We start from the raw sequence: 26,405 nt of genomic DNA, 5'->3' as shown, positions 1-26,405 counted from the left end.
TGAAACCGTCACGGGGGCGACCTATGTTCGCACCTGACTGGAAGCTGAACAAAGGCTTTCGGCGCTTACCCACGACCCTGGAAAAAACAACATGACAGATTCCATCGCTCGCACGACTTCGCGTCGTCTGGCGCTCAAGCTCTTCGGCGCCCCTCTGCTGCCCCTGGGCGGCAGCGCCCTCCTCGCCGCCTGCGGTGGCGGCAACGACGGGGTCGCCGCAGCGGCTCCCACACCTGCCCCTGCGCCTGCCCCCGCGCCGGCGGTTGCACGCAACTACGTGTCGGCGACCTTCAACGGCATGGCCGCGCCGACGCTGAGCACACCGGCCGCCATGGCGACCACGACCGTGGGTTCCACGCTCACCATCGGCTACGACGACGGCAGCAGCACCACCTTCGAGCTCGCCTACCAGCCCTTCTTCGTGACTGGCGACCTGGTGCCCGACGGCAAGGGTGGCCAGGTGGTCTCGGGCGGCTACTACGACGCCTACAACCAGCCGATCGTCGACGCGTCCGTGGCCGGCAAGGCGCGCCAGTTCTTCTCGGACTCGCCCGACGGCACCTCGCTGTTGGCGCTGTCCAACCCCAGCGTTGCGGGCGTCAAGGGCCATACTGTTTTCGCGGTGGTGCAGTTCGAATACACCACGCGCGACCAGGCCGGCAACAGCACGTACGGCACGCTGCCTTCGCCGATCGCCGTGCTCACGCTCGACCAGGACCCGGCCACCGGCAAGCTGAGCCTGGTGAAGTACCACAACGTCGACATGTCGGCAGCGCACGGCCTGTGGATCACCTGCGGTGCCAGCCTGTCGCCCTGGAACACGCACCTGTCGAGCGAAGAGTACGAGCCTGATGCCGCCTTCATCTCGACCAACGCGATGTTCAAGGCCTACAGCAAGAACGTGTTTGGCAGCGAGACCGTCGCCAACCCATACCACTACGGCCACCTGCCGGAAATCACGGTGAACCCGGACGGCACGGGCAGCGTGAAGAAGCACTACTGCATGGGCCGCATCTCGCACGAGCTGATCCAGGTGATGCCGGACAACCGCACCGCCATCATGGGCGACGACTACACCAACGGCGGCTTCTTCATGTTCGTCGCCGACAAGGAAAAGGACCTGTCGGCCGGCACGCTGTACGTGGCGCGCTACGACGCGGGCTATTCGATCGATCCGGCAGCGCCAGCCACCAAGATGAGCTGGATCAACCTGGGCCATGCGACCAGCGCCGAGATCGAGCGCCTGGCCAACACGCTCAAGGCGTCCGACATCATGAGCGTGGTCACGACCGACCCGAACGATGCCAGCTACACCAAGCTGTACGCCGACGGCGTGGCCAACTGGGTCAAGCTGCAGCCGGGCATGGAGAAAGCCGCCGCCTTCCTGGAAACCCATCGCTATGCCAACCTCAAGGGCGCCAGCATGGCGTTCACGAAGATGGAGGGCACCACGGTCAACATCAAGGACAAGGTCGCCTATTCCGCACTGCAGAACATCCAGGACTCGATGGTCAGCGGCGGCAAGGGCTGGAGCGCCGCCACGAACATCGCACTGCCCAAGAAGCTGGGCGCTGGCGGCGTCATGGCACACAACCTGGCCGGTGGCCAGAAGGACACCAGCGGTGCCGCGATCAACAGCGACTGGGTGCCCACGCAGACCCACGCCCTGCTGGTGGGTGAAGACATCGCGGCGGACGCGCTGGGCAACACCGCCAACCCGGACAAGATCGGCAACCCCGACAACCTGAAGTTCTCCGAGAAGATGCGCACCCTCTTCATCGGCGAAGACAGCAGCCAGCACGTCAACAACTTCCTGTGGGCGTACAACGTCGACACGAAAAAGCTGGCGCGCATCATGTCGATCCCGGCCGGTGGCGAATCGACCGGCCTGCATGCCGTCGATGAACTCAACGGCTGGACCTACATCATGAGCAACTTCCAGCATCCGGGCGACTGGGGCGGCATTCACGCGACCGTCAAGACGCAACTCGACCCGCTGGTGCGCGCCAACTACAAGGACCGCTTCGGCGCTGCCGTTGGCTACCTGACGGCCAATCCGGTCCAGTTCTCGATGGGCGCCAAGAAGAGCTGACCGGGCGCATCGCCCCTTGCAACCAACGGCCGCTGACAGCGGCCGTTTTTCTTTTCCGGCGACCCGTGTTCGCTCTGTGACAGGGTGATGACTGTCCTTACCTGACTGGAAGCTGACTTCGATCCGTCATATCGCGCTTTTAGCGTACGGCCCTGGATTTCCCCCTGTCCCGTACCCCACAGAAAGCACAGCAAGATGAACGCGAAGACCTCGAACGATGCGCCCCTGATCGACCCGGACGACATCGGCCACAACCCGACCTCGAATCCCGAATTCAACGACCTGATCGCGGCCCGCCTGAGCCGCCGCAAGCTCTTCGGCCTGGGCGTCGGCACAGCCGGCGCGGCCCTGCTCACGGCCTGCGGTGGCGGCAGCGACGACGCCGTGGCAGCCCCGGCGCCTGCGCCCGCGCCGGCCCCTGCGCCAGCCCCAGCGCCGGCCCCCGCCCCGGCAGCCGCCAAGCTCGGCTTCAATGCCGTGCCCAAGGGCCTGGCCGACGTCGTCGCCGTGCCCGCCGGCTACACCGCCAGCGTGCTCTACCGCCTGGGCGACCCGATCGCCACCGGCGTGACCGCCTATGCCAACGACGGCACCGACGCAGCCGCCAGCTACGACCGCCGCGCGGGCGACCACCACGACGGCATGACCTACTTCGGCATGGACGCCAGCGGCAAGTGGCTCCCCACCGCCGCCGACCGCGGCCTGCTGGTCATGAACCACGAAGCCATCACGCCGTCCTTCCTGCACCCCACCGGCCAGACCTCCACCGGCAGCGGCAACGCCCAGGTACGCACGGTGGCCGAAGAAGTCATGCGCGAGTTCTACCTGCACGGCGTGAGCGTCATCGAGATCAGCAAGAGCGCCGCCAAGTGGAGCTACAAGCAGGCATCGGGTTTCAACCGCCGCGTGCACACGCTCACCCCGATGACGCTGTCGGGCCCCGCGGCCAAATCGAACGCCATGAAGACCAAGTACTCCACCGATGGCAGCACGACGCGCGGCACGGTGAACAACTGCGCCAACGGCACCACGCCCTGGGGCACCTACCTCACCTGCGAGGAAAACTGGGCCGGCTACTTCCGCCGCATCACCGCCTCCGACAACGCCAACCGCAGCCCGCGCGAGCTCATCTCGCTCGCGCGCTACGGCGTAGCGGGCACCGGCCGTGAGCTCTGGGCCACCGTCACGCCTGACACCGCCGACAACGTGTACGGCCGCTGGAACGCCGAAGTGCTCGGCGCCGCAGCCGTCGACGACTACCGCAATGGCCCGAACACCTACGGCTGGGTCGTCGAGATCGACCCCTTCGACGCGCTGAGCACGCCGAAGAAGCGCACTGCGCTGGGCCGCTTCGGACACGAAGGCGCCTGCCTGGGCCCGGTCGTGGTCGGCAAGCCGCTGGTCTGGTACATGGGCGACGACTCGCGCAACGAATACGTCTACAAGTTCGTCTCCACGAAGAACTGGGACGCGGCCGACATCGGCGGTGGCATGGCCGCGGGCGACAAGTACATGGACGACGGCAAGCTCTACGTCGCCAAGTTCAACGCCGACGGCACCGGCCAGTGGCTGGCCATCGCGCTGGGCGCCAACGGCATCACCACCACGGCCACGCCTTACGCGTTTGCCGATGCGGCCGACGTGCTCGTCAACACCCGCCTGGCCGCCGACATCGCCGGTGCCACCAAGATGGACCGCCCCGAATGGACGGCGGTCAACCCGAAGACGGGCGAGGTGTACGTCACGCTGACCAACACCAACGCGGCCTCGCGCCCCATCGGTGCCACCGACGCGGCCAATCCGCGCTTCTACAACGACCCCAAGGGCAGCGCGGCCACGGCACAGCGCGGCAACCCGAACGGCCACATCGTGCGCTTTGCGGACGACAACGCCAATCCGGCCTCGCTGACCTTCAAGTGGGATGTGTACCTGTTCGGCGCGCGCTCGACCGCCTCGTCGGACATCAACCTGTCGCAGCTCTCGGCCGACAACGACTTCTCCAGCCCCGACGGTCTGTGGTTCAGCGAAGCCACACCCGGCCTGCTGTGGCTGGAGACCGACGACGGCGCCTACACCGACGTCACCAACTGCATGCTGCTGGCCGCGCTGCCCGGCAAGGTGGGCGACGGTGCCCGCAAGACCATCACCAACGTCGACGGTGCCACCTCGCGCGCCCAGGAAACCATCGTCGGCGCGGCGCCTGGCGCGGCCGGCCTGCGCCGCTTCCTGGTCGGCCCGAAGGAGTGCGAGATCACGGGCATTGCCGAATCCGGCGACGGCCGCGCGCTCTTCGTGAACATCCAGCACCCTGGCGAAGACACCCGCCCGACGTACACCGACCCGGCCAGCTTCGGCAGCCACTGGCCGGACGGCGGCAGCGCCCGCCCGCGTTCGGCGACCGTGGTGATCACCCGCAACGACGGCGGCCTGATCGGCCTGTAGAAAAAGCGACCTGCCCCGCGGCATGCGCTGCGGGGCATGCGCTAGAGTCCGGCGATGACCCCGTGCATCGCATGACCGCCCTGTTCCAGTCCCTCACGCCGGGCGCCCGGCTCTCCGACCGGGTGGCCGAAGCGCTCGAGGCCGAAATCCGTGCCGGCCGGCTGGCGGCCGGGCTCAAGCTGCCGACCGAGACCGCGCTGGCCGAGCAGTTCGCCGTCAGCCGCACGGTGATCCGCGAAGCCGTCTCGCGCTTGAAGTCGCTCGGCCTGGTCGATTCGCGCCAGGGCAGCGGCATGTTCGTGCGCGAGGCCGGCTTCGCACCGCTGAGCTTCGACATGCGCTATGCCGGCTCCAAGTCGGCCGTGGTGCAGATCGTCGAGGTGCGGCGTGCGCTGGAGGCCGAGGTCGCCGTGCTGGCGGCCCAGCGCCGGCAACCCGGGGACTTGGTGCAGATCCGCGCCGCCATCACCGCGCTGGCCGACGCGGTGGCGCGCGGCGGCGATGGCGTGGCCGAGGACGTGGCCTTCCATCGCGCCATTGCGGATGCGGCGCGCAACCCGTTCCTGATCGACACGCTGCGCTACCTGGGCCAGTTCCTGGTTGGCGCGACGCGTGTGACCCGAGCCAACGAGGCACGCCGGGTCGACTTCGCGCGCCAAGTGGCCGACGAGCACGCCCACATCGTGCGGGCGATCGAGGCGGGCGATCCGGTGCAGGCACGGCTGGCCGCCGCCGGGCACATGGACAACGCCATCCATCGCATCGAGCAGGCCGACCCGGCCTTCTGGCAGCAGGAAGGCGAGGCACTGGCACGCCCGCTGACCGGCGGACTGCCGCCCCTGCGCTGACGAACTCCGGGTAATCCCCAGTCCGTGAAATCACCTCTAATTTGTATGATGACCTGATAAATCAACATCGACGCAGAGTTCGGGGCGTCGCACATCAGGAGACGTCGTGATCCGCAGGAACTTCCTTGCGAGCGCTGTAGATGCCACCTTGGCACCGCTCGCCGCGCCCTCCCTCGCCCACATCCCCTACCGCCGCGCGGCCGCCGATGCGGTGCGCTGGAAGAAGGTCGCCGACTTCGCCCGCATCCGGCTCGACTGAGCCACTCCATCGAATCACAAGGAACCCGTATGACCACCTCGACCCTCGCCGGCCACCCGCCCGCGGAAAGCGAACTCGAGCGCCGCACCTATGCCAAGGTGTTCTGGCGCCTCGTGCCCTTCCTGATGCTCTGCTACGTGATCGCGTACCTCGACCGCGTGAACGTGGGCTTCGCCAAGCTGCAGATGGGCCAGGACCTGGGCTTTAGCGAAACCGTGTTCGGCCTGGGCGCCGGCATCTTCTTCCTCGGCTATTTCCTGTTCGAAGTGCCGAGCAACCTGCTGATGAGCAAGGTCGGCGCGCGCATCTGGATCGCGCGGATCATGATCACCTGGGGCCTGTTGTCGGCCTGCTTCATGTTCGTGAAGACGCCGACGAGCTTCTACATCCTGCGCTTCCTGCTGGGCGCGGCCGAGGCCGGCTTCTATCCGGGCGTGATCCTGTATCTGACCTACTGGTACCCGGCGCACCGGCGTGCCAAGATCATCGCGGTGTTCATGTCGGCCATTCCCGTCGCAGGCATCTTCGGCAACCCGCTGTCGGGCTGGATCATGGACGCGTTCCACGGCTCGTCCTCGCTCAGCGGCTGGCAGTGGATGTTCGTGATCGAGGCCGTGCCGGCGGTGCTGATCGGCGTGGCCGTGCTGTTCTACCTGGACAACGGCATCGCCAAGGCCAAGTGGCTGAATGCAGAAGAAAAGCAACTGCTGACGCGCGAGATCGAGGTCGACCAGCAGCACGGCAAGAAGGGGCCGCACACAGTGGCCGGCGTCTTCAGCGACCGCCGCATCTGGTGGATGGCCGCGATCTACTTCGCCTTCGTCATGGGCCAGTACGCGCTGACCTTCTGGCTGCCCACGCTGGTCAAGTCCACGGGCATCCAGGGCAACCTGAACATCGGCCTGCTCAGCGCCATCCCATTCATTTGCGCGATCGTCGCGATGAACCTGTTCGGCCGCAGCGCCGACCAACGGCGCGAGCGCCGCTGGCACCTGATCATTCCGGCGCTGATGGGCGCGGTCGGCTTCACGGTGGCGGCGTCCTACTCGCACAACACGGTCGTCTCGCTGGTGTTCCTCTCGCTGGCTGCCGCGGGCGTGCTTACCTGCGCGCCACTGTTCTGGTCGCTGCCCACCGCCTTTCTCTCAGGAACGGCGGCGGCGGCAGGCATCGCCGTGATCAACTCGGTGGGTAACCTGGCGGGTTTCGTCAGCCCCTACCTGATCGGTTACCTCAAAGACACGACCGGCAGCACGCAGATCGGCATGTACGTGCTGGCCGGCTCCCTGGTCATCGGTGCGCTGCTGGTGTGGTTCGTGCCCAAGCAGCTCGTGAACCGCTGACCTTTCTTCCCTTCTTCTTCAGGATGACTCTATGACCACCATCGGATTGATCGGCCTTGGCGCCATGGGCAGCGGCATGGCCCGCTCGCTGCGACGCGCCGGCCACGCGCTGCGCGTGTTCGACGTGCGGCCCGAAGCGGCCGCCGCCTTCGCCAGCGAGGGCGGCACCGCCTGCGCGTCGCCGGCCGCGCTGGCCGCGGGCTGCGACGTGGTGGTGTCGGTGGTCGTGAATGCGGCGCAGACCGAAGCCGTGCTGTTCGGCCCCGACGGTGCGGCCTCGGTCATGCCGCGCGGCAGCGTGTTCGTGATGTGCTCGACGGTCGACCCGAACTGGTCGATCGCGCTCGAAGCGCGCCTGGCCGAACTCGGCGTGCTCTACCTGGACGCACCGATCTCCGGCGGCGCGGCCAAGGCCGCCAGCGGCGAGATGACCATGATGACCGCCGGCACGCCTGCGGCTTATGCGAAGTGCGGCGACCTGCTCGACGCGATGGCCGCCAAGGTCTACCGCCTGGGCGACAAGGCGGGCGCGGGCAGTAAGGTCAAGATCATCAACCAGTTGCTCGCAGGCGTGCACATTGCCGCTGCCGCCGAAGCGATGGCGCTGGGGCTGCGCGAGGGCGTGGAGGCCAAGGCGCTGTACGAAGTCATCACGAACAGCGCGGGCAACAGCTGGATGTTCGAGAACCGCATGGCGCACGTGCTGGCGGCCGACTACACGCCGCTCTCGGCGGTGGACATCTTCGTGAAGGACCTGGGCCTGGTGCTCGACACCGCACGCGCCAGCAAATTCCCGCTGCCACTGGCCTCGACCGCGCACCAGATGTTCATGCAGGCCTCGACGGCCGGCTTCGCGCGCGAGGACGACAGCGCGGTCATCAAGATCTTCCCCGGCATCGAGCTGCCGAAGAAGGCCTGACCGCGCCCGACCGCGCCACACTTCAAAGCATCACCATGTCCCTGAACATCCTCATCACCGGCGGCTGCGGCTTCCTCGGCGCGCGGCTGGCACGCACGCTGCTCGCAGGCGGCCCGCTGGCGCTCGACGGCGCGGCGCCGCAGGCCATCGCGCAGATCACGCTGGCCGACCGCGTGCCGCCGCCGGCCGACCTGCAGGCCGATGCGCGCGTCCGCTTCGTCGGCGGCGACCTCAACGAACTGATCGACAACGCGCAACTGCCCGGTGCAGACATCGACCTCGTGTTCCACCTGGCCGCCGCCGTGAGCGGCGACTGCGAGGCCGACCTGGACCTTGGCCTGCGCAGCAACATCGACGCCACTCGCGCGTTGCTACAGGCCTTGCGCCGCAGCGGCCAGACGCCGGTCTTCGTGTTCTCCAGCTCGGTGGCGGTGTTCGGAAATTCCCCCGAACAGCCGCTGCCCGCCACCATCGAAGACACCACGTTGCCCACGCCGCAGAACAGCTACGGCATTCAGAAGTTCATCGGCGAGCAACTGGTCGCCGACTTCACCCGCAAGGGCTTCGTGCGTGGGCGCAACGTGCGGTTGATGACCGTGTCGGTGCGCCCGGGGCGGCCGAACGGCGCCGCTTCCAGCTTCCTGAGCGGCATGCTGCGCGAACCGCTGGCCGGCCAGCGCGCAGTCTGCCCGGTGCCGCCCGACACCGCCGTGGCGCTCGCATCGCCGGCCAACACCGTGGCTGGCTTGATCCGTGCAGCCACGGCGTCACCCACCCAATGGGGCGCACGCACGGCCGTCAACCTGCCAGCGCTGACCACGACCGTGCGCGAGATGGCGCAGGCGCTCGAACGCATCGCCGGCACGGCCGCCACCGACCTGATCGATTGGCAGCCCGACGCCGGCATCGCCGCCATCGTCACGAACTGGCCCAGCCGCATCCACGCCGCACGTGCCGAAGGCCTGGGCCTGTCGGCCGATGCGAGCTTCGATGCCATCCTGCGCGACTATGTGCGCGACAACCCGCAGGCCGTCACACTGCCTGTGAACCTGCCAATGAAGGCCTGAGCCCATGACCTCCCTTGCCCTCGGCTGCATCGCCGACGACTTCACCGGCGCGACCGATCTCGCCAACAACCTGGTGCGCGCCGGCGTGCGCGTGGTGCAGACCATCGGCGTGCCGAGCGCGCCACTGGCCGCCGATGTCGACGCCGTGGTAGTGGCGCTCAAGTCGCGCACCATCGCGCCGGCCGACGCCATCGCGCAGTCGCTCGATGCGTTGAAGTGGCTGCAGGCGCAAGGCGCGCAGCAGATCTACTTCAAGTACTGCTCGACCTTCGACAGCACGGCCGCCGGCAACATCGGCCCGGTCACCGAGGCGCTGATGGACGCGCTGGGCAGCGACTTCACCATCGCCACGCCGGCCTTCCCCGACAACAAGCGCACGGTGTTCAAGGGCTATCTCTTCGTCGGCGACGTGCTGCTCAACGAAAGCGGCATGCAGAACCATCCGCTCACGCCGATGACCGACGCGAACCTGGTGCGGGTGCTGCAGGCGCAGACGACGCGCAAGGTCGGCCTTATCGACCATACGGTGGTGGCGCGCGGCGCCGAGGCGGTGCGCGAGCGCATCGCGCAGTTGCGCGGCGAGGGTGTGGGCGTGGCAGTGGTCGATGCGGTCTCCAACGACGACCTGCTGCGCCTGGGTCCGGCGCTGGCGGCCATGCCGCTGGTGACGGCCGGCTCGGGGGTGGCGATCGGGCTGCCGGCCAACTTCGGCATCGCGCCGTCGTCGCAGGCGAGCGCACTCCCGGCCGCGGGCGGGCTGCAGGCCGTGGTGTCGGGCAGCTGCTCGATCGCGACCAACCGGCAGGTGATGGCCTTCATCCAGACCGGTCGCCCGGCGATGGCCATCGACCCCCTGCGCATCGCGGCGGGCGTAGACGTGACAGCCGAGGTGCTGGCCTGGGCCGAGCCGCTGCTGGCGGACGGCCCCGTGCTGGTCTACTCCACCGCAGAGACCCACGCCGTGAAGTCCGTGCAGGGACGCCTCGGTGTCGAGGAAGCCGGCGCGATGGTCGAGCGCACCATCGCCGCCATCGCCCGCGGCCTGGTCGCGCTCGGCGTTCGCCAGTTGGTCGTGGCCGGCGGCGAAACCTCGGGGGCCTGCGTGCAGGCGCTGGGCATCACGCAGATGCAGATCGGGCCGCAGATCGATCCCGGCGTGCCGTGGTGCCATGCGTTGGCCGAGGCAGCCGGTGGCGCGGGCGTGCACCTGACGCTGAAGTCCGGCAACTTCGGCGCCGACGACTTTTTCAGCAAGGCCTTCAAGGCGCTCGCATGACCGAGAACGACGCTCGCGACGAAATCTGCCGCGTCGGACGCAGCCTGTTCGAGCGCGGCTATGTGCATGCCACGGCCGGCAACATCAGCGTGCGGCTCGACGATGGCTTCCTCATCACGCCGACGGATGCCTGCCTGGGCTTTCTCGACCCGGCACGGTTGGCGCGCCTCGATGCGCAAGGCGTGCAGACAGGCGGCGACCGCGCCAGCAAGACCATCGCGTTGCACACCCGCATCTACGCGGCGGCGCGGCGCTTCGACCCAGCCACGGCCTGCGTCATCCACACGCACAGCACGCACTGCGTCGCGCTCACGCTGCAGCACGACCGCGATGAACTGCTGGGCGCGCTCACGCCCTATTTCGTGATGAAGGTCGGCCATGTGCCAGTGATTCCCTACCATCGCCCGGGTGCCACCGAAGCCGCCGAAGCCGTGGCTGCAGCCATTGCACGTCAGGGCGATGCCGGCACACCGATCCGCGCCGTGATGCTGTCGCGCCTGGGCCCGAACGTCTGGCACGACACGCCGGGCGCGGCCATGGCCGTGCTCGAAGAACTCGAGGAAACCGCGCGGCTTCGGCTGCTTGCCCCCCACGAACCCGCCCCCCTTGCCGACCACCAGATCGACGACCTGCGCCGCACCTTCGGCGCGCGCTGGTAAGCCATCCACCTCCAGAGAACACCATGCCCCGTTTTGCCGCCAACCTCTCCATGCTCTATCCGGAGCTGGCCTTTCTCGACCGCTTCGATGCCGCTGCCAAGGATGGCTTCGAAGGCGTCGAATACCTGTTTCCCTACGACTTCCCGGCCGCCGAGATCGCCGCACGCCTGCAGGCGAACGGCCTGCAGCAGGTGCTCTTCAATGCGCCACCCGGCCACTGGGAGGCCGGCGAACGCGGCCTGGCCTGCCTGCCTGGACGAGAGAACGAGTTTCGCGAGGGCATCGCGCGTGCGCTCGACTACGCGGCCGCACTCGACTGCCCGCGCGTGCATGTGATGGCGGGCCTGATGCCGTCGGGCCTGTCGCGCGAAATGCTGGAGGCGACCTACATCCACAACCTGCGCTGGGCGGCGGGCGAGGCACGCAAGACCGGTCGCGACCTGCTGATCGAGCCGATCAACACGCGCGACATGCCCGGCTTCTTCCTGAACCGCCAGGACCATGCGCATGCGATCGTCGCCGCCGTGGGCGAGCCCCATCTCAAGGTCCAGATGGACCTGTACCACTGCCAGATCGTCGAGGGCGACGTGGCGATGAAGGTGCGCGAGTACCTGCCCACGGGCCGCGTCGGCCACCTGCAGATCGCCGGCGTGCCGACGCGCAACGAACCCGACATGGGAGAGCTGTACCACCCCTACCTGTTCGGCGTGATCGACGAGGTGTCCGCCGCCTGCGGCTGGGACGGCTGGGTCGGCTGCGAATACCGCCCCGCGCGCGGCGCGGTGGTCAACGGCACCACCGACGGCCTGGGCTGGCTGCGCGCCCTGCGCGGCTGAGCCGCCTAGCGCTGCACCACGTAGCGCGTGACCCGCGGCGCGCCTTCGCCCAGGTGGAAGGCCAGGCGCCGCTCGCGCAGCGCGAGGTCGGCCGCCGTCGCGCGGTGGAAGCGCCGCAGGTGGCCCGTCCAGGACTCGTCGACGATCTGCTCCACGTAGCGGCCCGGCTCGGCGATGTCGTGCAGCAACTCCCAGCCGATCGCGCCCTCGCTCAGCCGCGAGCGGCGCGTCTGCTGCATCACCACGTGGAAGGCGGCCGCGCGCGCCGGGTCGATCAGGTACTCGACCGTGATCACCAGCCGGCCTTCGCCTGGTGCCGGATGTGCGGGCGCATCGGCCCAGCCGGGCTTGGCAGGGCTCACGTCGTCGTCGATGCCGCCGTCGACCACCAGGCGCAATGCGAGCAGCATCGTGATGGCGCCGCTGGCCGCAGCGAGCAGCAGGCTCAGCTGCAGCGTACCGACCGTGGCGATCTGCCCCCAGAGCGCGGCACCGAACGCGCTCGCGCCCATGATGGCCATCTGGTACATCGACATGCCGCGCGCGCGCACCCAGTCGGGCAAGGCCAACTGCGCCGACACCGCCAGCGAGTTCGCCACCGTGATCCATGCGGCGCCCGCCAGGCACATGGCGGGCACGGCAACCCACACGTTGGGCGCGACCGCCATCACTGCGGTGGAGAGCGACTGCAGCAAGGTGCCGCGCAGCACCAGCTGGTCGCGCTCGTAGCGCTGGCGCAGTCGCGGCAGGAACAGCACCGCCACGATTGCGCCCGCGCCCATGGCCGCCAGCAGCAGCGTGAAGGTGCCGGCATCGCCGCCATCGAGCCCGCGCGCGAGCAGGGGCAGCAGCGCGAGCAACGCAGTCGAATGCAGGAAGGCCAGCGACACACGGGCCAGCACCGCGCGCATGCGCTGCGACTGCCGCACGAACTGCATGCCCACACGCATGGCGCTGACCAGCCGTTCACGCCCCAGCGGATTGGGCGCGTGCGTGCGCCGCCAGCGCAGCACGATGAAACCCGAGGCCACCGATAGCACCGCGTTGAGCACGAAGACCCAGAGGCTACCGGCGCTCGCGATCAGCATGCCGGCGACCAGCGGGCCGATGATGCGCGAGGCGTTCATGGCAATGCCGTTGAGACCGAGCGCGGCCGGCAGTTGCGCGCGCGGCACCAGCTCGGGCACGATGGCCGAGAACACCGGCCAGCGCATGGCCAGCCCGATGCCGTTGAAGAAGGTCAGCGCCAGCAGCAGCGGCGCGGTCATCATGCCCAGCGCGACCGCCACACACAGCACGATGGCCACCCCCGCCAGCCAGAACTGCGTGGCCACCAGCCAGCGCCGGCGATCCAGGATGTCGGCGAGCGCACCGCTGGGCAGCCCCAGCAGGAACACCGGCAGCGTCGACGCCGTCTGCACCAGCGCCACCCAGATCGGCGAGGTGGTCAGCGACGTCATCATCCACGCCGCCGCCACGTCGTTCATCCACATGCAGATGTTGGCGATGAGCCAGGTGCTCCACAGCATGCGGAAGACGGGCAGCTTCAGCGGGGTCAGGGCGCCGATGCGCGCGGGCATGGGCGATCGCGTCGCGGGGTCTGTCTGTGGGGTCGTGATCGGCGGCATCGCGGCCTATTGTCCACGGACCGTTGCGCGGACCGCGCCGCAGGTCTGTCGATGGACAAATACGATGGCTCCTTCCGAACGCCATTTCTCCCATTTGTTGTCAAAAAAGCATGGCAGCGCTGTCATACGCAAAAACTAGGCTCTCCGTTTTACCTGTGTATTGATTCGATTCGCCATGTTCTATCGCACCTTGACCGCAGCTTCCGTGCTGGCGAGTCTCATCGGTCTGCCGGAAATCGCCAATGCAGCCTCTTCATGCGGAAGCGGTGGCACCCTCAGCGCCAATTCGAGCACCTGCCAGACGCTGACCGGGGGTGCCACGCTGACGGTCAACAGCGGCACCACGCTCACCAACAGCTCGACCAATGCCGTCACCGTCAGCTCGCAGACCTCGGGCGTGACGATCACGAACAACGGCACGATCAGCGACACGAAATCCGGCAGTCGCGCGATCGTGATCAACGGCGCCGCGCAGACCAACCTGAGCATCACCAACAACGGCACCATCACCGCCAGCGGCGACGACGCCATCCATGCAGGCTCATCGAGCACGCCCGTCACATCCGGCACCATCACCGTGGTGAACAACGGAACGATCTCCGCCACCGGTACCACCAGTTCCACCAACGGACAAGGCATCGATTTCGACAACACCAGCGGCACGGTTGTCATCAACATCACCAATTACGGCACGATCAGCGCCGCGGACTCCGATGCGATCCGGCCCGGCGCCAATGCCACCATTTACAACTACGGCACGATCCTGGGCTCTTCGGTGAACGGAGATACCGGCAATGACGGCATCGACTTCCAGTCCCATACCGGGGGCACCGTCTACAACTACGCCGGGGCCACCATCACCGGCGCGCGGCATGGCATCACCGGCTCGGAGGCGATCACTGTCTACAACGCCGGCACCATCACGGGCCTGCTGGGCTCGGGCATCAACATCGATTCGACCTCGGGCACCACCGTCATCACCAATGCAGCGACCGGCCTCATCGTGGGCAATGCCAGCGGTTCCACGGACGGGGATGCCATTGACGTGGATTACCTCGCCACCATCAACAATTACGGAACCATCGCCGCCTACGGCACTTCCACCGCGGGGCTGTCCGAAGCCATCACGATCGGCGGCGGCACGGTCAACAACTATGCCGGCGGCCTGATCTACAGCGTGCAGCGCGCCATCACGGTGGACGACAGCAACGAGGGCAATGCGTTCGGCGCGGTCAGCATCATGAACGCCGGCACCATCACGGGCGGCAACGGCGATGCGATCTACATCACGAGCGCCTACGACAACACGATCGACAATTCCGGCACGATCAACGGCAACATCACGATCACCAGTGCCAGCGGCATGACGGCCGGCAACAACTCCATCACCAACACCGGGACCATCAACGGCTCTGTCACCACGGGCAGCGGCAACGACACGTTCAACCTGTACACCGGCTCGACCGTGACCGGAACGATCGATGGTGGGGCCGGCAGCGACACCATCAATCTCCTGTCCACGACCAGCAGCGGCACCGGGACGCTGTCGAATGTCAGCAATGTCGAGTCGCTGAACGTGGAGTCAGGCACGTGGACCATCTCGGACACGCAGGCCTACTCAAGCGGGGTCTCGATCGACAGCGGCGCTGCGTTGATGGTCGACGGCTCGCTCGCCAGCTCTGCGGTCACGGTGAATGCCGGCGGCCTGCTGGGCGGCAACGGGACCGTGGGCAGCCTGTCGTTGCTCAGCGGATCGACGGTCTCACCGGGCCATTCGATCGGCACGCTGACGGTCGACGGCAACTACACGCAAGCCAGCGGCGCGACCTACAGCGTCGAGGTGAACCCCAACTCCAGCGCCTCTGACCTGATTGCCGTCTCCGGCACCGCCACGCTGGACAGCGGTTCCATCCTCGCGGTCAGCAAGAGCACGAGCGGCATCTACCGCATCGGCACCGTCTACACGGTACTCAGTGCGGCAGGCGGAGTGACCGGCAGCTACACCCTGACAGGTGACACGGCGGTGTCCGCCTTTTACGGGCTGACCAGCTACACCGATGCCACCCACGTGTATCTGGCGGTCAAGCAGGCCCACGCGTTCACCGCCGCCGCATCGACGACCAACCAATGGGCGGTCGCAAGCGGCCTGCAGAGCCTGGCCGAAGGCAACAGCCTGCGCGATGCCGTCGGCTATCTTTCGAGCTACTCGGCCGCCCGCTCGGCCTTCGAGCAACTGTCCGGCGCGACGCATGCATCCGTCCAAAGCATGCGGATGGAAGACAGCCTGCGCGTGCGCAGCGCGGTGCTCGATAGCGCGCGTGCCGGCGCAGTCGACGGCTGCGCCGAAGACCACGCCTCACTGAGCATCTCGTCCTGCACACCGAACGGGCGGCATGACTGGGTGCGCGTGCTGGGGACCGACGGGCACATGGCGGGCGATGGCAATGCAGCGGCCACGCAACGCTCGACCACGGGGCTTCTCGCAGGGACGGATGCACCGATCTCCGGCCGGATGCGCGCGGGCTTCATGCTGGGCTACGACAACGGAAAATTCAGCAGCCTCGGTGACACCGGGGGCATGAAGAACTACCACGCAGCGGTGTACGGCAGCAACAACTGGGGGGCCTGGGGCCTGCGCGTGGGTGCGGCCTATGGCGTCAGCGAGATCGACACGAAGCGCTCCATCGAGTTCAGCGGCTACAGCGATACGCTCACTGCCAACTACCGCGCCAACACGGCCCAGGCCTTCGGAGAATTCGGCTACGCCTGGGAGTCCGGCACAGGACCGCAGAAGACCACGGTCGAGCCGTTCGTCGGCCTGGCCCTGGTCAACGTCCATACCAATGCCTTCTCCGAAAGTGGCGGCGCGGCCGCGCTGACGGGAGCGGCAGAGAACGATCGCAATGCCTTTTCCACCGTGGGGGTGAACGTCGACCGGCCGATCTCGCTGGCCGGCCTCCAATTCCGTGTCGGCGGCGGCATCGGCTGGCAGCATGCGTGGGGGTCCGTGACCCCGGTCAGCTCGCTGAATTTCGCAGGCGGGAGCAGCTTTTCGGTGTCGGGCCTTCCCATTGCGCGTGATGAGGCGCTGGTCCATGTCGGCCTGAGCGCTGCGCTCTCCAAGAATGCCGTCGCCACCCTCGCCTATGCGGGACAGTTTGCGCATCACACCCGCAGCCAGGAACTGACTGCACGCGTCGCCCTGCAGTTCTAGCCTCGAGGCCCTCGGCCGCCCGCCAGCGCGCGCCTCACTTCGTCAGATGCCCCAGCGGCAGCGAATGGCTCGCCTTCACCTCCCCCAGCGAGAAGCTGGTGTGCAGGTCCTTCACGTTGGGCAGGTGCATCAGGCTGTTAAGGGCGAAGCGCGAGAAGGCATCGAGGTCTTCGGCGACCACCTGCAGCTCGAACATGCCGGTGCCGCTGATGTAGTGGCAGGCGATGACCTCGGGCAGCTTGCGGATCGCCTCCTCGATCTTCCGGGTGACCTCGCTGGTGGCGCGCTCGGTGTCCAGGCGCACGAAGGCGAGCACGCCCAGGCCGATCTTGCGGCGGTCGATCTCGGCGTAGTAGCCCTTGATGAAGCCGGACTCCTCCAGCGCCCGCACGCGGCGCCAGCAGGGCGCGGCCGACAGGCCCACGCGCTGGGCCAGTTCGGCATTGGTCAGGCGGCCATCGGTCTGGAGTTCTTTCAGGATGGCGAGGTCGAACTTATCAAGGCTTTCCATAAAGTGCGATTCTAAGAAAGGATCTTCCAGAAACTAGGGTTTCCCTGGCGATATCTGAAAGCACCTGTCCGACACCCGCCAATACACTTTCCGGAGCATCATGAGGGCTGAGAGTCCCTATCAGGGGCACCCCCGCCCAGCCAGGCCCACGAGGCCATGCCAAACCGGAGATCAGACGATGAACGCCCCCCTGCCCGAGCACATCCGCAAAGCCCTCGAGACGGTCACGCTCGACGACAAATACTCGCTCGACTACGGTCGCGCCTTCATGTCGGGCGTGCAGGCCCTCGTGAAGCTGCCGATGCTGCAGCGCCTGCGCGACCAGCACAACGGCAAGAACACCGCCGGCTTCATCAGCGGCTACCGCGGCTCGCCGCTCGGCGGCTACGACCAGGCGCTATGGAAAGCCAGCAAGTACCTCAAGGCGCAGAACATCGTGTTCCAGCCGGGCGTGAACGAAGAGCTGGCGGCCACCGCGCTCTGGGGCACGCAGCAGCTCGGCTTCTCGCCGCCGGGCACCAACAGGTTCGATGGCGTGTTCGGCATCTGGTACGGCAAGGGGCCGGGCGTGGACCGCTGCTCCGACGTGTTCAAGCACGCCAACATGGCGGGCACCACCGAATTCGGCGGCGTGATCGCGGTGGCGGGCGATGACCACATATCCAAGAGCTCGACGGCCGCGCACCAGAGCGACCACATCTTCAAGGCCTGCGGCACGCCGGTGTTCTTTCCGACCAACGTGCAGGAGATCCTCGACCTGGGCATCCACGCCTTCGCGATGAGCCGTTTTTCGGGCGTGTGGTCGGGCATGAAGACGATCCAGGAGATCGTCGAATCCAGCGCCACCGCGATGATCGACCCCGAGCGCGTCGACATTGTCATCCCCACCGATTTCGAGATGCCGCCCGGCGGCCTGCACATCCGCTGGCCCGACCACGCGCTGGAGCAGGAGGCACGGCTGATGCACTACAAGTGGTACGCGGCGCTCGCGTACATCCGCGCCAACAAGCTCAACCACAACGTCATCGAAGGCCCGAACGACCGCTTCGGCATCATGGCCAGCGGCAAGGCCTTCAACGACACGCGCCAGGCGCTGATCGACCTGGGCCTGGACGACGCGGCCTGCCGGCAGATCGGCATCCGGCTGCACAAGGTCGGCGTGGTGTGGCCGCTCGAGGCCCAGCTCACGCGCGACTTCGCGACCGGCCTGCAGGAGATCCTGGTGGTCGAGGAGAAGCGCCAGGTCATCGAGTACCAGCTGAAGGAAGAGCTCTACAACTGGCGCTCCGACGTGCGGCCGAACGTGGTCGGCAAATTCGACGAGGGCGTGGGTGCCAGTGCCGACGGGTACTCCGGCGGCGAATGGTCGATGCCCAACCCGACCTCGCACACGCTGCTGCGCGCCAACGCCGACCTCAACCCGGCGCTGATTGCCAAGGCCATCGCGCAACGCCTGCGCAAGACCGGCCTGCTCGACCAGGTCGGTGCGGACATGCGCGCGCGCATCGACGCGCAGCTCGCCATCCTCGAGGCCAAGGAGCGCTCGATGGATGTCATCAAGCTCGATGGGGTGCAGGGTGCCGACCGCCAGCCCTGGTTCTGTTCGGGCTGCCCGCACAACACCAGCACCGTGGTGCCCGAAGGCTCGCGCGCGATGGGCGGCATCGGCTGCCACTTCATGGCGACCTGGATGGACCGCAGCACCATCGGCTTCACGCAGATGGGCGGCGAGGGCGTGCCGTGGGTGGGGCAGCAGCCCTTCACCACCGACCAGCACATCTTCGCGAACCTGGGCGACGGCACCTACTTCCACAGCGGCCTGCTCGCCATTCGCCAGAGCATCGCGGCCGGCGTGAACATCACCTACAAGATCCTCTACAACGACGCGGTCGCGATGACCGGCGGCCAGCAGGTCGGCGAACGGCCCGAAGGCCACTCGGTGCTGCAGATCGCGCAGAGCCTGCAGGCCGAAGGCGCGGTGAAGGTCGTGATCGTCACCGACGAGCCGGAGAAGTACGAGGGCGTGAAGGTCGCGGGCGATCCTGAGGTGAAGCACCGCGACCTGCTCGACGACATCCAGCGCGAGTTCCGGGAGATCAAGGGCACCACCGCCATCATCTACGACCAGACCTGCGCCACCGAGAAGCGCCGCCGCCGCAAGCGGGGCACGGCGGTCGACCCGGCCAAGCGCGTCGTCATCAACGAGCTGGTGTGCGAAGGCTGCGGCGACTGCAGCGTGCAGAGCAACTGCCTCTCGGTCGAGCCGCTGGAGACAGAGTTCGGCCGCAAGCGCACCATTAACCAGAGCACCTGCAACAAGGACATGAGTTGCTTGAAGGGCTTCTGCCCGAGCTTCGTCACGGTCGAGGGCGGCGCGCTGAAAAAGAAATCGAAGGCCAAGGCCAACTCGCCTTTCGAGATGGGCGCGATGCCCGAGCCGGCTGTGCCGCAACTGACGCGCGACCAGGTGTGGGGCATCGTGGTCGCCGGTGTCGGCGGCACGGGCGTGATCACGATCGGCCAGCTGCTCGGCATGGCCGCGCACATCGAAGGCAAGGGCATCGTCACGCAGGACGCCGCCGGCCTGGCGCAGAAGGGCGGCGCGACATGGAGCCATGCGCTCATCGGCGACACGCAGGAGGCGATCCGCACGACGCGCGTGGGCACGGCCGCGGCCGACCTCATCCTCGCGGCCGACCCCCTGGTGGCGGTCAACGCCGAGACGCTGGCGCGCATGCGCGAAGGGCGTACGCACGTGGCGCTCAACAGCCACAGCACGCCGACGGCCGCTTTCGTGCGCAATGCCAACTGGGTGAACCCGCAGGACGACTGCGCGAACCAGATCGCGCGCATCGTCGGGCTGGACGGTCTTGGTAGCTTCGACGCCGATGCAGCTGCCGTTTCACTGATGGGCGACAGCCTCTACGCCAACCCGATGCTGCTGGGCTATGCCTGGCAGAAGGGCTGGGTGCCGTTGGACTATGCGTCGCTGATGCGTGCGATCGAGCTCAACAACGTCGCCATCGAGAACAACAAGACGGCCTTCGAATGGGGCCGTCGCGCGGCGCACGACCTGGCCTCGGTGCAGAAGCTGGTGTCGCCCGGCCAGGTAATCGCATTCAAGAAGCGCGAGACGGTCGACACGCTGGTGGCGCGTCGCGTGGAATTCCTCACCGGCTACCAGAACGCCGCCTATGCCGCGCAGTACCAGGCCTTCGTCGCCAGGGTGCAGCAGGCCGAGACGGCCGCCGTCGGCAAGACGACGATCACCGAATCGGTGGCGCGCTACCTGTTCAAGCTGATGGCGTACAAGGACGAGTACGAGGTGGCGCGCCTGCACTCCGACCGCTCGTTCCTGGATCGCGTCGAGGGCATGTTCGAAGGCGACTTCAAGCTCAACTACCACCTCGCCCCGCCGCTCATCGCCAAGAAGAACAGCAAGGGGCAGTTGCTCAAGCAGAAGTTCGGCCCCGGCATGTTGACGGGCTTCAAGCTGCTCGCCAGGCTCAAGGGCCTGCGCGGCACCACGCTGGACATCTTCGGCCGCAGCGAGGAGCGCAAGACGGAACGCGCGCTGATCGGCGAGTACCGCGCCAGCATCGAGGAGGTGATCGCCGGGCTGAACGCGGGCAACCACGACGCGGCGCTGGAGATCGCGAAGCTGCCGGAGCAGATCCGCGGCTATGGCCACGTGAAGGAGCGCAATCTGGCGGCGGCACGCACGCGCTGGACCGAATTGATGGCCAAGTGGCGCAACCCGACGGCAGAACGCGCGGCAGCCTGAGAGAGACTGTTCCAGAAACACCGCGGAACCGGCTTCGCCGGGCCACTGGTGTTGCCCCTCCCCCCGAAAGCAGGACTAAGGTCGGGTGTCCGCGAAGCTCGGCCGGAGCATCAGCTTGTCCATGAGCTTGACCAGCTTGGGATGCTCGGCACGCCACTCGATTTCCGGGAAGCGCAGGTCGATCCAGCCAAGCGCGCAGCCCACCGCGATGTCCGAAAGACTCAGGTGGATGCCGCTGCAGAAGGGTTTGTCGCCCAGCCCCTTGGCCATGGCGGCGATGCCGGCGACCACCTTGCCGCGCTGGCGGTCCATCCACGCCTGGCTGCGCTCGTCGTCGGCGCGGCCGGTCCAGGTGGCTTCCAGGCGCCAGAGCACGCCAGCGTCCATGACGCCATCGGCCAGCGCCTCCCAGGTCTTGACCTCGGCGCGCTCGCGGCCCTGCTGCGGAATCAGCTTGCCCACCGGCGACAGGGTGTCCAGGTATTCGACGATCACGCGGGAGTCGAACATCGCCTCACCGCCTTCCATCACCAGGCAAGGCACCTTGCCCAGCGGATTGGAGGTCGAGATTGCGGTGTCGGGCGCCCACACGTCTTCGACGATGAACTGATAGTCGAGCCGCTTCTCGGCCATGACCACGCGCACCTTGCGAACGTACGGGCTGGCTGCCGATCCGATCAATTTCATGCGATTTCTTCCTCTCCCTTCTGGGATCTCCGTTGTATCGATTGGATTCTAGGGGGAATGCAGTTGTTACGAGTGAGTCGGGCGCCGGTGCGCCGAACAGCCACCGCCTTCTTGCTGCGGCCACGACACCCGTCCCTGCCGCAGCCACCTAAAATCGGCGGCATGAGCTTCTCCACCGTTTCCGCCCTTTCCCCCCTCGACGGCCGCTATGCCGCCAAGCTGGCCGCGCTGCGCCCCCTGATGAGCGAGCAGGGCTACATGCACCGCCGCGTGCAGGTCGAGGTGGCCTGGTTCATCGCGCTATCGGACTGCGGTTTTGCCGAATTCAAGCCGCTGACCCCTGGCGCGCGCAAGTACCTGATGGGCCTGGTCGCCAACTTTTCGGAGGCCGACGCGGTCGCGATCAAGGAGATCGAGAAGACCACCAACCACGACGTGAAGGCCGTCGAGTACTGGATCAAGTCGAAGTTCGACGCCCGGCCCGAACTGCTGGCCGCGGCCGAGTTCGTGCACTTCGCCTGCACCAGCGAGGACATCAACAACACCAGCCATGCGCTGCAGATCCAGGCGGCACGCGACACGGTGATGCTGCCGGCGCTCGACGGCCTGATCGCCAAGCTGCGCGAGATGGCGCACCAGTTCGCCGAGGTGTCGATGCTCTCGCGCACGCACGGCCAAACCGCCAGCCCGACCACCGTGGGCAAGGAAATCGCCAACGTCGCGGTGCGCCTGGCCAAGGCCCGCGAGCAGATCGCCGCGGTGAAACTGCTGGGCAAGATGAATGGTGCGGTGGGCAACTACAACGCCCACATCGCGGCCTGGCCCGACTTCGACTGGGAGGCCTTCAGCCGCAAGGTCATCGAGACGCCGGCGCCGCTCGGCCTGGGCCTCACCTTCCAGCCCTACAGCATCCAGATCGAGCCGCACGACTACATGGCCGAGCTGTTCGACGCGGTGGCACGCGCCGACACCATCCTCATCGACTTCTCGCGCGACATCTGGGGCTACGTGAGCCTGGGCTACTTCAAGCAGCGCCTGAAGAAGGGCGAGATCGGCTCGTCGACCATGCCGCACAAGGTCAACCCGATCGACTTCGAGAACGCCGAGGGCAACCTGGGCCTGGCCAATGCGGTGCTGCGTCACCTGAGCGAGAAGCTGCCCATCAGCCGCTGGCAGCGCGACCTGACCGACAGCACCGTGCTGCGCAACATCGGCGTCGCGCTGGGCTATGCCACGCTGGCCTACGCCAGCCTCATGACCGGCCTGGGCAAGCTGGAGATCAACGAGGAAGCCATCGCCGACGACCTGGACGCGTCGTGGGAAGTGCTGGCCGAGCCGATCCAGACCGTCATGCGCCGCTTCGGCGTGCAGGGCGCCTACGAGCAACTCAAGGAAGTCACGCGCGGCAAGACAGTGACGGCCGAGGCGCTGCACGGCCTGATCCGCTCGCTGGAGATTCCCGAGGACGAAAAGGCGCGGCTGCTGGCCATGACGCCCGCCAGCTACATCGGCAAGGCGGCGGAACTGGCGAAGCGGGTCTGAGGCGGCGACAATCGCGGCATGAAGCCTTCCGATCTGCTCGTCCAGCACCGATCCGCCATCCGGCAGATCGCGCTTCGGCACGGCATGCGTTCGGTATCGGTGTTCGGCTCGGTGCTCAAGGGGCTCGACTCGGAGGGCAGCGATCTGGACCTGCTGGTCGAACCGACGCCGACGACGAGTACCTTCGACATCGGCGGTGTGCAGTTCGAAGTATCCGAATTGCTTGGCATCCCTGTAGACGTGCTTACCCCCGACGCTCTGCCAATGGCTTTCCGTTCGCGTGTCATGGCCGAGGCCGTGCGGCTGTGAGCGACCCGGCACGGATTCCGTTTTTTCTCGGTCACGTGGTCGAGTCAATCGACCGGATTCAAGGCTACGTTGCCGGACTGGACGAGTCCAAATTTCTCGACAATCACTTGGTGCAGGATGCGGTGGTTCGCAATCTTGAAGTGATCGGCGAGGCTTGCAACAACGTGCGCAAGCACGACCTGTCGTTCGTTGAAGCACACCCCGAGATCCCTTGGGGCAGCGTCATAGGCAATCGCAACTATCTCTCACACGGCTATTTCAACGTGAGCTACATCTCGGTGTGGAACACGGTGCAGCTTCATCTTCCCACGCTGCGCCGAGCGGTCGCTGCGCTGCTTACCTGATCGCATGGCCCTCAAATCCACCATCTTCAAGGCGAACCTCGCGGTCGCCGACATCGACCACAACTACTACGCCGACCACGCGCTCACGCTCGCTCGCCATCCGAGCGAGAACGACGAGCGGATGATGGTGCGGCTCATCGCGCTGGCGCTCAACGCCCACAAGCTGCAGAGCGTGTGCGACGGCGACGGCGTGCTGGGCTTCGGCGCGGGACTGTCGAACCCCGACGACCCCGACGTGTCGCTGCGCGACTTCACCGGCCGCACGCGCGTCTGGATCGAGGTCGGCCAGCCCGAGGACAAACCGCTCTCCAAAGCCTGCAGCAAGGCGGACGAGGTGCTGCTCTACTGCTTCAGCCATGCGGCCGGGATCTGGTGGAAGGGTATCGAGACCAAGCTCACGCGCTTGCAGAACCTGCAGGTGTGGCGCATCCCGAGCGAGACCTCGCAGGCAGTGGCCGCGCTGGCGCAGCGCAGCATGCAGCTCCAGGCGACCATCCAGGAAAACGCGCTGATGCTGGGCGACGGCAAGAACAGCATCGACATCGAGCTTCAGAAGCTCAAGTAACCGCCACGCGCCTTCGCGGAACACCGCGGAGCGGGCTCTGCCCGGCCGCTGGTGTTGCCCCCGGCAAAGGGGTAGGAGAAGCTAAACGACGTAGGCGCAGCCTTGGGGGCGGGCCCGGATCACGGCATCATCGCGCCGCACTGCCAGCACTGCTCGAAGCCACCCTCGACGAGTTCGCCGCAACTGCAATGCCAGCGGCGCTGCGGGCGATTCTGCAGCGCATGGAGCAGGCCCTGCGCCCGCTCGAACTGCGCCTCGTCCTCCACCCATATTTCCGGCAGGCACTGGTCGGGCGGCAGCTGGCCGACCGCTGCACCCAGGAATTCGCGCTGGATGGAGGCGGCCACGCCATCTTCTCGCAAAGCGTGCGCCCACAGCGTGGCAATGGCGAGATTGGGTGCCTGGGCGAGCCGGCGCATCGGTTCAGGCCGGCGCGTCGTCGTCGCCGGCCGCTGGTGCTGCATCGGCCCGTGGCACCGCTTCGCGGGCGCGCTCGGCATAGGTATTGAACCGCCAAGCCTTGTCTTCCATCGTGATGCGGCGCCAGGTGGCGCGCTTGGCCACGGGCGTCATCGCGGGCCAGTGCTGCACCTCCTCGAAGCTGCGCCCGCAGCCTTTGCATTCGTCGTCGCCCTGGCTGGTCGAGCAGATCGCGATGCAGGGCGTGTCTGGCGTGCTGTCGTACCAGCTGAGCCACGCGGCCCAGGCCTTGGCAGGGAAGCCGGCTTCGTCGACCTCGTCCTCGTGGTGATAGACCATGAGCGCGTACACCTCGGCCAGCGCGCGCAGCTCGGGCGCCAGCGTGATGCCGTCGGGCGACGGCTTCTTCGCGCGCCAATGATTGATGGCGGCCTCGATGTCGGTGATGTGGATGGCGGCCATGAAGGAAGCGAAAAACAGCGGGCTGGCATGATAGTCCGGCCAAATCCACTCGGAATGGAAGGACATCTGAACCGCTCTCAATAAGTGAGCGTCAAGTCCTTTGCAGACATGCGTTTCAGCGACTTTCCTCTTGAAGATCTGGGCAGGTGCGATTGCCAGCACACAGGCGCAATGCTCTAATCCGCGCACGAAGGGGAGTAGCTCCCGCCCGTTGCCCCGCGCAGCGGGTATCGACAGGTCGTCAATACGAAGCACAACAAATCTTCCGGCCTGTCGGGCCGCCTTAAAGGCGGCCGAGCAAGACCTTCGATTGGAACCTGCGCAGGTTTGATCGAAGCGATTGCACGTCCGGACCTTCCCCGGTCCTCTTACAGCCGCTTCGATCCGACCCGCCCGGAAAAAGCATCAAACGTACAGAGGACGCTATGGAAGCCTTTATGACCCCGGAATTCTGGGTCGCCGTCGGTCAGATCATCATGATCGACATTCTTTTGGGCGGTGACAACGCCGTCGTGATCGCACTGGCCTGCCGCAAGCTGCCGCCAGCACAACGTACCAAGGGCATCCTTTGGGGCACTGCGGGCGCCATCGTGCTGCGCGTGATCCTGATCTTCTTCGCGCTCACGCTGCTGGCGATCCCGTTCCTGAAAATGGTCGGTGCGCTGCTGCTGGTGTGGATCGGCGTGAAGCTGCTGGCGCCCGAGCATGACGACGCACACGGCAACATCGCCGGCAGCGACAAGCTGTGGGCCGCCGTCAAGACCGTGATCGTCGCCGACCTGGTGATGAGCGTGGACAACGTGATCGCCATTGCCGGTGCCGCGCAGGGTGCAGGCGATGGCCATCAGATGCCGCTCGTGATCTTCGGCCTGCTGGTGAGCATCCCGATCATCGTCTGGGGCAGCCAGCTGGTCATCAAGCTGATGGACCGCTTCCCGATGATCATCACGCTGGGCGGCATGCTGCTGGGCTGGATCGCCGGCACGATGCTGATCTCCGACCCGGCCGTGGTGCGTCTGGACGCCTGGACCTGGGTGCCCAAGATCCCGCAGACCGACACCGTGAAGTACGCCGCCGGCATCATCGGTGCGGTGCTGGTACTGCTGATCGGCAAGTGGATGGCCAGCCGCAATGCGGCCAAGGCCCACGCGCCGGTCTGAATCCCTGCCCGCACGCCGATCTCCCGCGAATGAATGTC

General features: G+C 66.8%; 22 protein-coding genes. 17 read left to right on the top strand and 5 right to left on the bottom strand.

Annotated elements, in window-relative coordinates; all coding sequences use genetic code 11:
• Positions 1 to 91: 91 nt before the first annotated feature.
• The 10 genes from J2W36_RS12525 (at position 92) to otnI (ending at position 11,741) form a co-directional block, all read left to right on the top strand.
• Entirely contained in the window at positions 92 to 2,092 is a 2,001-nt protein-coding gene (locus J2W36_RS12525; protein WP_307690066.1) for a PhoX family protein, read from the top strand.
• A 195-nt stretch (positions 2,093 to 2,287) separates the two neighbouring features.
• Positions 2,288 to 4,534 carry a PhoX family protein gene (locus tag J2W36_RS12520; RefSeq protein WP_307690065.1) on the top strand — a complete coding sequence of 749 codons (2,247 nt, stop codon included), beginning with the start codon at positions 2,288 to 2,290 and terminating at the stop codon, positions 4,532 to 4,534.
• Between the two features lie 71 nt (positions 4,535 to 4,605).
• Entirely contained in the window at positions 4,606 to 5,382 is a 777-nt protein-coding gene (locus J2W36_RS12515) for a FadR/GntR family transcriptional regulator (RefSeq protein WP_307690064.1), read from the top strand.
• A gap of 106 nt (positions 5,383 to 5,488) precedes the next feature.
• Positions 5,489 to 5,641 (top strand): hypothetical protein, encoded by a 153-nt coding sequence (locus tag J2W36_RS12510; RefSeq protein ID WP_307690063.1) that lies wholly within the window; start codon positions 5,489 to 5,491, stop codon positions 5,639 to 5,641.
• Positions 5,642 to 5,670: 29 nt separating this feature from the next.
• On the top strand, positions 5,671 to 6,984 hold the full coding sequence (locus J2W36_RS12505; RefSeq protein ID WP_307690062.1) for an MFS transporter: 1,314 nt from the start codon (positions 5,671 to 5,673) through the stop codon (positions 6,982 to 6,984).
• Positions 6,985 to 7,015: 31 nt separating this feature from the next.
• Positions 7,016 to 7,903: an L-threonate dehydrogenase gene (ltnD, locus tag J2W36_RS12500; protein ID WP_307690061.1), complete on the top strand. Its 888-nt coding sequence runs from the start codon at positions 7,016 to 7,018 to the stop codon at positions 7,901 to 7,903.
• Positions 7,904 to 7,944: 41 nt separating this feature from the next.
• Complete coding sequence (gene denD, locus J2W36_RS12495) at positions 7,945 to 8,970, top strand: D-erythronate dehydrogenase (protein ID WP_307690247.1); 1,026 nt, start codon at positions 7,945 to 7,947, stop codon at positions 8,968 to 8,970.
• 4 nt (positions 8,971 to 8,974) lie between these two features.
• Positions 8,975 to 10,246: a 3-oxo-tetronate kinase gene (otnK, locus tag J2W36_RS12490; RefSeq protein ID WP_307690060.1), complete on the top strand. Its 1,272-nt coding sequence runs from the start codon at positions 8,975 to 8,977 to the stop codon at positions 10,244 to 10,246.
• Positions 10,243 to 10,905, top strand: a complete 663-nt coding sequence (locus tag J2W36_RS12485) for a class II aldolase/adducin family protein (RefSeq protein WP_307690059.1) — start codon at positions 10,243 to 10,245, stop codon at positions 10,903 to 10,905. Before otnK ends, J2W36_RS12485 begins: the two co-directional genes overlap by 4 nt.
• A gap of 23 nt (positions 10,906 to 10,928) precedes the next feature.
• A complete protein-coding gene (otnI, locus tag J2W36_RS12480) occupies positions 10,929 to 11,741 on the top strand; it encodes a 2-oxo-tetronate isomerase (protein WP_307690058.1) in 813 nt (270 codons plus the stop codon).
• A gap of 5 nt (positions 11,742 to 11,746) precedes the next feature.
• Here the strand turns inward: otnI and J2W36_RS12475 are convergent, their stop codons facing one another.
• Positions 11,747 to 13,369 carry an MFS transporter gene (locus J2W36_RS12475; RefSeq protein WP_370869308.1) on the bottom strand — a complete coding sequence of 541 codons (1,623 nt, stop codon included), beginning with the start codon at positions 13,367 to 13,369 and terminating at the stop codon, positions 11,747 to 11,749.
• A gap of 190 nt (positions 13,370 to 13,559) precedes the next feature.
• Between J2W36_RS12475 and J2W36_RS12470 the strand changes: the two genes are divergently transcribed.
• Positions 13,560 to 16,583 (top strand): autotransporter outer membrane beta-barrel domain-containing protein, encoded by a 3,024-nt coding sequence (locus J2W36_RS12470; protein WP_307690056.1) that lies wholly within the window; start codon positions 13,560 to 13,562, stop codon positions 16,581 to 16,583.
• Positions 16,584 to 16,617: 34 nt separating this feature from the next.
• Here the strand turns inward: J2W36_RS12470 and J2W36_RS12465 are convergent, their stop codons facing one another.
• Complete coding sequence (locus J2W36_RS12465) at positions 16,618 to 17,094, bottom strand: Lrp/AsnC family transcriptional regulator (RefSeq protein WP_307690055.1); 477 nt, start codon at positions 17,092 to 17,094, stop codon at positions 16,618 to 16,620.
• A 178-nt stretch (positions 17,095 to 17,272) separates the two neighbouring features.
• On the opposite strand from J2W36_RS12465, the gene J2W36_RS12460 reads away from it, so the two are divergent.
• Complete coding sequence (locus tag J2W36_RS12460) at positions 17,273 to 20,878, top strand: indolepyruvate ferredoxin oxidoreductase family protein (protein WP_307690054.1); 3,606 nt, start codon at positions 17,273 to 17,275, stop codon at positions 20,876 to 20,878.
• Between the two features lie 75 nt (positions 20,879 to 20,953).
• On the opposite strand, the gene J2W36_RS12455 is transcribed toward J2W36_RS12460, so the two are convergent.
• Positions 20,954 to 21,565, bottom strand: a complete 612-nt coding sequence (locus J2W36_RS12455; protein WP_307690053.1) for a glutathione S-transferase N-terminal domain-containing protein — start codon at positions 21,563 to 21,565, stop codon at positions 20,954 to 20,956.
• A gap of 162 nt (positions 21,566 to 21,727) precedes the next feature.
• Here J2W36_RS12455 and purB point away from each other — a divergent pair, with 162 nt between their 5' ends.
• The 4 genes from purB to J2W36_RS12435 are packed head-to-tail and all read left to right on the top strand — an operon-like array spanning position 21,728 to position 24,325.
• The gene (purB, locus tag J2W36_RS12450; protein ID WP_307690052.1) at positions 21,728 to 23,107 is read left to right on the top strand and encodes an adenylosuccinate lyase; all 1,380 of its coding nucleotides are present in this window, start codon (positions 21,728 to 21,730) and stop codon (positions 23,105 to 23,107) included.
• A gap of 18 nt (positions 23,108 to 23,125) precedes the next feature.
• A complete protein-coding gene (locus J2W36_RS12445) occupies positions 23,126 to 23,416 on the top strand; it encodes a nucleotidyltransferase family protein (RefSeq protein ID WP_307690051.1) in 291 nt (96 codons plus the stop codon).
• Entirely contained in the window at positions 23,413 to 23,760 is a 348-nt protein-coding gene (locus J2W36_RS12440; protein ID WP_307690050.1) for a HepT-like ribonuclease domain-containing protein, read from the top strand. The genes J2W36_RS12445 and J2W36_RS12440 overlap by 4 nt, the downstream gene beginning before the upstream one ends.
• Positions 23,761 to 23,764: 4 nt before the next feature.
• Positions 23,765 to 24,325: a YaeQ family protein gene (locus tag J2W36_RS12435; RefSeq protein ID WP_307690049.1), complete on the top strand. Its 561-nt coding sequence runs from the start codon at positions 23,765 to 23,767 to the stop codon at positions 24,323 to 24,325.
• 119 nt (positions 24,326 to 24,444) lie between these two features.
• Here J2W36_RS12435 and J2W36_RS12430 read toward each other — a convergent pair whose 3' ends face one another.
• Entirely contained in the window at positions 24,445 to 24,744 is a 300-nt protein-coding gene (locus J2W36_RS12430) for a putative signal transducing protein (RefSeq protein WP_307690048.1), read from the bottom strand.
• 4 nt (positions 24,745 to 24,748) lie between these two features.
• Positions 24,749 to 25,207 (bottom strand): DUF3717 domain-containing protein, encoded by a 459-nt coding sequence (locus tag J2W36_RS12425; protein ID WP_307690047.1) that lies wholly within the window; start codon positions 25,205 to 25,207, stop codon positions 24,749 to 24,751.
• A 425-nt stretch (positions 25,208 to 25,632) separates the two neighbouring features.
• On the opposite strand from J2W36_RS12425, the gene J2W36_RS12420 reads away from it, so the two are divergent.
• Positions 25,633 to 26,367, top strand: coding sequence for a TerC family protein (locus J2W36_RS12420; protein ID WP_307690046.1), 735 nt, complete (start codon positions 25,633 to 25,635; stop codon positions 26,365 to 26,367).
• The last annotated feature ends 38 nt before the right edge of the window (positions 26,368 to 26,405 follow it).

This window comes from Variovorax ginsengisoli (assembly GCF_030811835.1).
Lineage (GTDB): Bacteria > Pseudomonadota > Gammaproteobacteria > Burkholderiales > Burkholderiaceae_C > Variovorax > Variovorax ginsengisoli_C.
This window is presented reverse-complemented; position numbering and strand designations above follow the sequence as displayed.

Bases quoted from the DNA above. Each gene is read 5' to 3' on its own strand.
- J2W36_RS12425 (WP_307690047.1), bottom strand. From the start codon at position 25,207: ATGGCCGCCATCCACATCACCGACATCGAGGCCGCCATCAATCATTGG.
- J2W36_RS12475 (WP_370869308.1), bottom strand. From the start codon at position 13,369: ATGCCGCCGATCACGACCCCACAGACAGACCCCGCGACGCGATCGCCC.
- J2W36_RS12505 (WP_307690062.1), top strand. From the start codon at position 5,671: ATGACCACCTCGACCCTCGCCGGCCACCCGCCCGCGGAAAGCGAACTC.
- otnI (WP_307690058.1), top strand. From the start codon at position 10,929: ATGCCCCGTTTTGCCGCCAACCTCTCCATGCTCTATCCGGAGCTGGCC.
- J2W36_RS12455 (WP_307690053.1), bottom strand. From the start codon at position 21,565: ATGAAATTGATCGGATCGGCAGCCAGCCCGTACGTTCGCAAGGTGCGC.
- purB (WP_307690052.1), top strand. From the start codon at position 21,728: ATGAGCTTCTCCACCGTTTCCGCCCTTTCCCCCCTCGACGGCCGCTAT.
- J2W36_RS12515 (WP_307690064.1), top strand. From the start codon at position 4,606: ATGACCGCCCTGTTCCAGTCCCTCACGCCGGGCGCCCGGCTCTCCGAC.
- J2W36_RS12445 (WP_307690051.1), top strand. From the start codon at position 23,126: ATGAAGCCTTCCGATCTGCTCGTCCAGCACCGATCCGCCATCCGGCAG.
- J2W36_RS12525 (WP_307690066.1), top strand. From the start codon at position 92: ATGACAGATTCCATCGCTCGCACGACTTCGCGTCGTCTGGCGCTCAAG.
- J2W36_RS12435 (WP_307690049.1), top strand. From the start codon at position 23,765: ATGGCCCTCAAATCCACCATCTTCAAGGCGAACCTCGCGGTCGCCGAC.
- J2W36_RS12420 (WP_307690046.1), top strand. From the start codon at position 25,633: ATGGAAGCCTTTATGACCCCGGAATTCTGGGTCGCCGTCGGTCAGATC.
- J2W36_RS12465 (WP_307690055.1), bottom strand. From the start codon at position 17,094: ATGGAAAGCCTTGATAAGTTCGACCTCGCCATCCTGAAAGAACTCCAG.
- J2W36_RS12520 (WP_307690065.1), top strand. From the start codon at position 2,288: ATGAACGCGAAGACCTCGAACGATGCGCCCCTGATCGACCCGGACGAC.
- J2W36_RS12485 (WP_307690059.1), top strand. From the start codon at position 10,243: ATGACCGAGAACGACGCTCGCGACGAAATCTGCCGCGTCGGACGCAGC.
- ltnD (WP_307690061.1), top strand. From the start codon at position 7,016: ATGACCACCATCGGATTGATCGGCCTTGGCGCCATGGGCAGCGGCATG.
- otnK (WP_307690060.1), top strand. From the start codon at position 8,975: ATGACCTCCCTTGCCCTCGGCTGCATCGCCGACGACTTCACCGGCGCG.
- J2W36_RS12430 (WP_307690048.1), bottom strand. From the start codon at position 24,744: ATGCGCCGGCTCGCCCAGGCACCCAATCTCGCCATTGCCACGCTGTGG.
- J2W36_RS12460 (WP_307690054.1), top strand. From the start codon at position 17,273: ATGAACGCCCCCCTGCCCGAGCACATCCGCAAAGCCCTCGAGACGGTC.